Source organism: Rothia sp. HMSC08A08 (assembly GCF_001808385.1).
Classification (GTDB): domain Bacteria; phylum Actinomycetota; class Actinomycetes; order Actinomycetales; family Micrococcaceae; genus Rothia; species Rothia dentocariosa.
The window spans coordinates 147384-153609 of record NZ_KV793075.1 but is presented as its reverse complement, the minus strand read 5'-3'; the positions used below and the strand labels follow the sequence as shown (position 1 = coordinate 153609).

General features: G+C 53.9%; 5 protein-coding genes and 1 riboswitch. All 5 genes read right to left on the bottom strand.

All coding sequences use genetic code 11. The features are described 5' to 3' along the window. Positions 1–176: 176 nt before the first annotated feature. The 5 genes from HMPREF3164_RS07345 to HMPREF3164_RS07325 all read right to left on the bottom strand — a co-directional run bounded on the left by HMPREF3164_RS07345 (position 177) and on the right by HMPREF3164_RS07325 (position 6064). Positions 177–818: a hypothetical protein gene (locus HMPREF3164_RS07345; RefSeq protein ID WP_246822642.1), complete on the bottom strand. Its 642-nt coding sequence runs from the start codon at positions 816–818 to the stop codon at positions 177–179. Between the two features lie 56 nt (positions 819–874). Next, a complete protein-coding gene (locus HMPREF3164_RS07340) occupies positions 875–1312 on the bottom strand; it encodes a YchJ family protein (RefSeq protein WP_239661892.1) in 438 nt (145 codons plus the stop codon). Positions 1313–1450: 138 nt separating this feature from the next. Then, positions 1451–2878, bottom strand: coding sequence for an LLM class flavin-dependent oxidoreductase (locus HMPREF3164_RS07335; RefSeq protein WP_048752326.1), 1428 nt, complete (start codon positions 2876–2878; stop codon positions 1451–1453). 104 nt (positions 2879–2982) lie between these two features. Beyond that, positions 2983–3092: riboswitch (SAM riboswitch) on the bottom strand. Between the two features lie 227 nt (positions 3093–3319). Further along, positions 3320–4537, bottom strand: a complete 1218-nt coding sequence (locus HMPREF3164_RS07330; protein ID WP_070450025.1) for a zinc-dependent metalloprotease family protein — start codon at positions 4535–4537, stop codon at positions 3320–3322. Between the two features lie 333 nt (positions 4538–4870). Beyond that, positions 4871–6064 (bottom strand): C4-dicarboxylate ABC transporter substrate-binding protein, encoded by a 1194-nt coding sequence (locus HMPREF3164_RS07325; RefSeq protein WP_070450022.1) that lies wholly within the window; start codon positions 6062–6064, stop codon positions 4871–4873. Positions 6065–6226 lie beyond the last annotated feature (162 nt).

Genomic DNA, 6226 nt, shown 5'->3' with positions numbered 1-6226 from the left:
TAAAGGGTGGAGTCTTCTCAGAAAACTAGATAAACATAGCAAACGCAGGTCTAGTTTTTGAGACTTTCATCGAGGAAGCTCACAATATTCTGAGCCATCTCACGCTCACGAGGACGGCCAATACCGGGTTCCGCTAAAGCTCTGCGCCCTGGGCTGGGATTTTCACCGTTTTCTGATCAGGCACGGCTTATGAGTCCTTTCACCAGACGTTCCGCTTCCCGCTCGCTTCTCGGGTCTTTGGAAACTAGGAGGTCAACCGCAACGTGCAAGGGGCGAATCTTAGGCAACTCTTTGACTGCGCGAAGAATAACGTTGGCATCCTGTGCCGGAACTTCACGCAGTGCGTAGATAAATTTCAGGGATTCGAGATTGTGGGGAGTCACATATGCTTCTACGGTAGCCCCGTAAATTTCCGAATATTCGTGGCTGACACCCGTAAGCGCTAATGTTCGTTCGTCCATCAAGTCATGCAGGTCAGCAGAAGGCACAGCATAGAATTGAAGTTTCGCATCTGCACGCACTGCATACTGTCTAAGAGCTTCTACCCCACGTTCGGAGAGGTTATGTGCACGTTCTTTGGCACGGCGGCGTGCATCGGGGGTAAGGGATGCACTGTTACCGTCAAGATAGGCGGCAAGTTGATTGAAGGATGACATCGAGATTTTGCGCCCATGTGCGGAGTGATGCTCGTGCGGGTTATCTGAAACCATCCACCGCCCGGCGATTTTTTGTCCACTCAAAGATCCTCGTTCAAGGCGTGCACGCACGCTTCGGGGGCTCACCCCGGCGTGCTGGGCATATTCCGCGACTGACATCATGGCAAAAACATACCATAAGAGGAATATTTCTGCCATGCTACCCGATCGGGAGGAACTTAGCTGACCTCGCCGTCTAGGTAGTACCAGGTGCCGTGCACTTTCTCGAAGCGAGATTTTTCGTGCATGGCACCTTTCACACGTTCTTCGGCGGGCGTACCGGGAACTGAACGGTAGTACGCCGCGAACTCGACCGTGCCCGCCGCATCGAAGGGACCGCCCGAAGAGCCCAGAATATCCAGCCGGTACCAGCGCAGCGTTTCATCCAGCATTAACTCGGCGGGGCGCGTATGCGGGTGCCAGCTCGCCAGCAGGTAGGGCGCATCGTGCAGGGCGAAGGCGGTGAACCGCGAGCGCATCAGAGCCAGCGGTGTGGGCGCGCCCAAGGTTCCGGATGCGGCAAACTCGCCCAGGTACCGCCCGCAGCAGGCACCGTATACCTCGCCGCTTGTGCAGGGGCAGCGGGTTTGAGGATCATACAGGGTTGTTTCGCTCATGCACCCCATTTTAAACGTGCGTAAAAAAAGAGCCTTTATTCGAATAAAGCGGCATTTTTAATGCTTTATTCAAATAAAGGCTCTTTTTATCATCCCAGGAGGGGAGATTTTACAACCAAGCGTGCAGGAGCAGCGGGTTTAGTTGGCGATAGCGCGTGCCGGGGTGTCTGCTGTGGAGGGCTTACCCACGTATGCGCCGCGGTACTTCGCGGCCGGGTGGGAGTCTGCAACCTTAGTCTGTCCCTTGCCGAACAGGCTTTCGCGCAGGGTCTCACCTTCGTAGGAGGTGCGGTAGCGTCCACGCTTTTGCAGCTCGGGAACCACGAACTCGATGAAGTCCTCGAAGGAGCCGGGTGAAACGTGGTATGCCAGGTTAATACCGTCCAGTCCGCCTTCATCAATCCAGCGTTCGAGCTCGTCAGCCACCTGCTGCGGGTCGCCCACAATAACCTCGCCCATACCGCCGATAGTGCAGTGCTCGGCAATATCCTTACGCGTCCACTGCTTATCCTTGGCCTGCAGGGTGAAGGGGGTGAGGAAGGACTGAATCGACTCGGTTTTCACATAGTTGAGTACCTCGTCCTCGTCGAACTGGGAAAGATCCACACCGGACCAGCCGCCGATAATGGCCTGCGAAGATTCCAGGTTCACGTACTTGCGGTACTCTTCGTACTTTGCCTTCGCCTTCTCTTCGGTTTCGTCCACAATGATGGAGAGCATCGCGAAAACCTTGATTTCGTCGCGGCCGCGGCCGTTCTCTTCGGCGCGGTCACGGATACGGTCGGTAATAATGCGGGTCAAATCGGGGCGCAGCGCACCGATAAACACAACTTCGGCATGCTTGCCCGAGAACTTCTGCCCGCGGCTGGATGCGCCCGCCTGGAAAATCACGGGGGTACGCTGGGGGCTGGGCTCGGTCAGACCCGCACCAGGCACGCTGAAGTACTTGCCCTTGTGCTGAATCGGGTGCACCTTGGCGGGGTCGGCGTAGATACCCTTCTCGCGGTCTTTGACGACCGCGCCGTCTTCCCAGGAGCCTTCCCAGAGCTTGTAGCAGACATCCAGGAACTCTTCGGCGAGTTCGTATCGGGTGTCGTGCTCAATCTGGGTTTCGAGGCCCTGACATTCGGCGGCGGAAGGCAGGTATGAGGTCACCACGTTAAAGCCCACACGTCCGTTAGTGAGGTGGTCGAGAGAAGCGTACTTGCGGGCAAGCGTGTAAGGCTGCTCGTAGGTGACGGCTGAGGTCACGCCGAAGCCCAAGTGCTCGGTTACGGCGGCCATTGCGGAAATCTGCATGAACGGATCGTTCACGGGCACCTGCGCGCCGCCTTCGATAGCTGGCGCAGCGGAGTTCTTGTAAATATCGTAGATGCCCACAACATCGGCTAGGAATACGCCGTCGAAGAGGCCCTTCTCAAGGATCTGTGCCAGGTCAGTCCAGTATTTGATGGTGTTGTACTCGGTAGCGCGGGAGCGGGGGTGGCGCCAGAGGTCGAAGCTCTGGTGACCCACACAGGTCATGTCGAATGCGTTAACTGCGATGCGCTTCTTCTGCTCAGCCATCTACGTATCCTTTCGCGAATGTTAGGGTGTTCCTGCACCCCGCGCGCCGCCTCCTTATAGGTGGTGACCTTCTTGGTGTTCCAAGTCGTGCAGGTGGCGCATTCGCGCCGTACTTGCTTCGTGTCCCTTGAAGCCAGATCATCATCTGGAGCACCCCGCTACGGGAGAGGGTTGCCGCCCGGCTAGCCAGAGCTTTACACCGGGACTCATAATCCTTGATTTTGAGTGTATAAGGGGTGTCGTGGTTGGTGCGATATTATGACGAATATTAATGTTTGTGACTGTCGCCCGTAATATTAAGGGCCGCGTACGTCGCCCAGCGGACAGCAGTGTTCTTTCGATTGCAACGGCAAAATTCGGGAGCAATAGTTTGCAGCGGGAGCGTGTTTAACGCTCCCGCTGCAATTCTTCGCTCCCATTTTAGGAAAAGCGTCGAATTATTTAGGAAATGAGGTCCATTTTGCGGGCATCATCCGCAGTGATGGGGTTTATTTCCACCTTGGGCTCAGGGATAGTCTCGTCAGCACCTCGTCCAAACACAACTGCAAAGCTCAGTTTTTTCAGGTCACTTGGTGCCGTCAGCCAGCCTTTCATTCCGTCATGGTTAAGATCAAGAGCATAGATTCCATGGTCGATTTCGCCATTACCGTTGAGATCGACAGGTCCATCTGCTGGTCTCAGTACGGCCTCTGAATTGGGCCGATACATGTACCCACGCGCTTGGGGACCAAAGCCTTTGCGTTCGTCCAAGGCCCATTCTTTAAGGGTCGGCATATCTTGCTGCAGGTATCCGAAATATTTGGTTCCATCCGCCTTGGGCACACCGGTAAGCTGATAGTTGTAATTCATAACGCTGAAGTACTGTGGTTTACCTTTTTCGCCTTTCTCATCGGCATCACCACCGTGCTGCAGGCCGAGGTTATGCCCCAGCTCGTGAATAAAAGTACCCACGCGAATATCGCTCATATTACCTTTATCGTTATTCCAGTGTGTCTTTCCTACAGTCACCATGAAATTAAGATCTCCCAATTGTCCCAATCCTGATGAACCGCTCTCCCCAGTTTGTTGTTGCACATAGTAGTCGCCCCAAACCATATAGTGAAAGAGCCCTTCACGATACTGGTTAATATGAGAAGCTTTAAACTTGGCCCAGTTCCCATCTCTGTCACTTATATCGTCGCTGAGCACTTGCCACTTGACCTGTTCGCCTCCTCCCAAGTTATACTTAGGGCCTCGGGCGGCACCGGCATCCAAGTGCAGATTGATACCCGTTCTGCCGTCGGGATTGCTGATATTTATATCCGCGAAAGATTGCACGATTCGATCCAGCTCTTCCTCACTGGCAAGCTCACCGGGCATATAATCCATCTCGACAAAAATGTCCTTATGGTTGGGATCCGCGCCCATCTTAGGGAAATCGATCTCTGGTATGCCATCGTTGTTGATATCGTACCCGTCTCTTTCCAGCTCGTCGGGAATATGATCGCCGTCGCGATCACCCGAGTTGGGGTTCTGAACGGGATCTATATTCCGGTTCTGCGCGGGTGCAGGCTGAGCGGGCTTCGCCTCCACCGCAGAAACGGGCAGAGAATTCAGAGGAATGACAAGCACCAGGCTGACAAACGCCAGCATCAGGCGCACTATAGTACGTAATTTCATGAGAGATATTCCTTGTGTCGTTGTGTTGAGTGAGAGGGAATCTTACATAGAGAGTGAAGTGAGTGGTATTCATCGGCGAGAACCTGCGATGTTGCGGGCTCTCGGATGCGAATACATCTTGGGCGGCGTCACGATGCCGTTTGAGCAAGAGAGTGGTATATGAACGGTTGTGCGGGGTAAAGCCCGGGAGCGAAGAGGCGCAGCGAGGGCGTGTTTCATCTGGCTCGTTGCCTCGCCAGCTTCAGAACGTTATGTATGTCCTCGCACGCTCGGAATAACATCCCTCAGCAGCTACACCTCTTCGCCCCCGTTTTGGGAAGAACGCCGAATGATTTAGGGAATAAGGCCCAGGTTGCGGGCGTCATCCGCAGTGACCGGGTTTTCTTCCGCTTCAGGCTGAGCCACAGGACCGCCAGCTCCAGCCTGAGTAGGCGTCATATCAAAGTTGAGCTTCTTCAGATCACTGAGAGCAGTTAGCTCATTTAGTATCCCGTCGCCATTGAGATCTACCGAGACCGGAGAATTATCAATAACGCCGTTCCGGTTGAAATCGATGGGTTGATTTGCGGGTTGAGTAACGTCTTTCCCATTTTTATCTTTGTGCGTATACAGGTATTCGCCCGCTTGGGGGCCAAAGCCGTCGCGCTCATTCAGTGCCCATTCGTTAAGGGTCGGCATATCCTGCTGCAGGTATCCGAAGTATCGGGTTCCGTCCGCCTTGGGAATGCCAGTGAGCTGATAGTTGTAATTCATCACGCTGTAGTACTGAGGCTTGCCGTTGAATTCGTCAGTACCGCCGTGCTTCAGGTTGAGGTTGTGCCCCAGCTCGTGGATAAAAGTGCCCACGCGAACATCGCTGTTGGCTCCTTCCCAATAGGTTTTTCCAACGGTCACCATGAAGCCGGGGGCACCTAGAAGCCCTACTCCTGATGAGTTTCGATTTCCGGTTTCATTATCCACATAGTAATCGCCCCAGATCATGTAGTCGAAACCGCTGTTGTAGCGGGCAGAATCAAAATTACGAGCCCTGATATTTGCCAATTCCCCAGAAGACTTCATATTGTTGGTAAGCACTTGGTGCGGAACCTGGTTGCCGCCTCCCAAGTTATACTTGGCACTCCGGGCAGAACCTGCATCTAGGTGAAGATTAACGCCTGCCCTGCCATCAGGGTTAGTAACATTCAAGTCAGCAAAAGACTGCACGATACGGTCCAGCTCTTCCTCACTGGCAAGCTCGCCAGGCATATAGTCCATCTCAACGAATACATCTTTGTGGTAGGGATTTGCACCCATTTTCTTGTAATCGACTTCAGGTCTACCATCACCATCAGCATCGTATCCGTTGATTTCCACGCTGTCGGAAAGCCCATCACCGTCAGTATCAGGTGAAGTCACCTTCGGGGCGACACCCGGGTTACCAGGGGCGACTGGCAACGTGTCTGCCGAGGCGGGCAGAGAATTCAGTGGGACAAGAAACACCAGGCTGACGAATGCCAGCATCAGGCGCGCTATAGTACGTAGTTTCATGAGAGATATTCCTTGTGTCGTTGTGTTGAGCGAGAGGAAATCTTTCTATGAGTGAGCGGTATTCATGGTAGGGAACCTATGGTGTGGCAGATTCCCACATGCGACGATGCGCATTAGTGGCATTGTGGTGCCGTTTGAGCAAGAGAGTGGTATATGAACGGT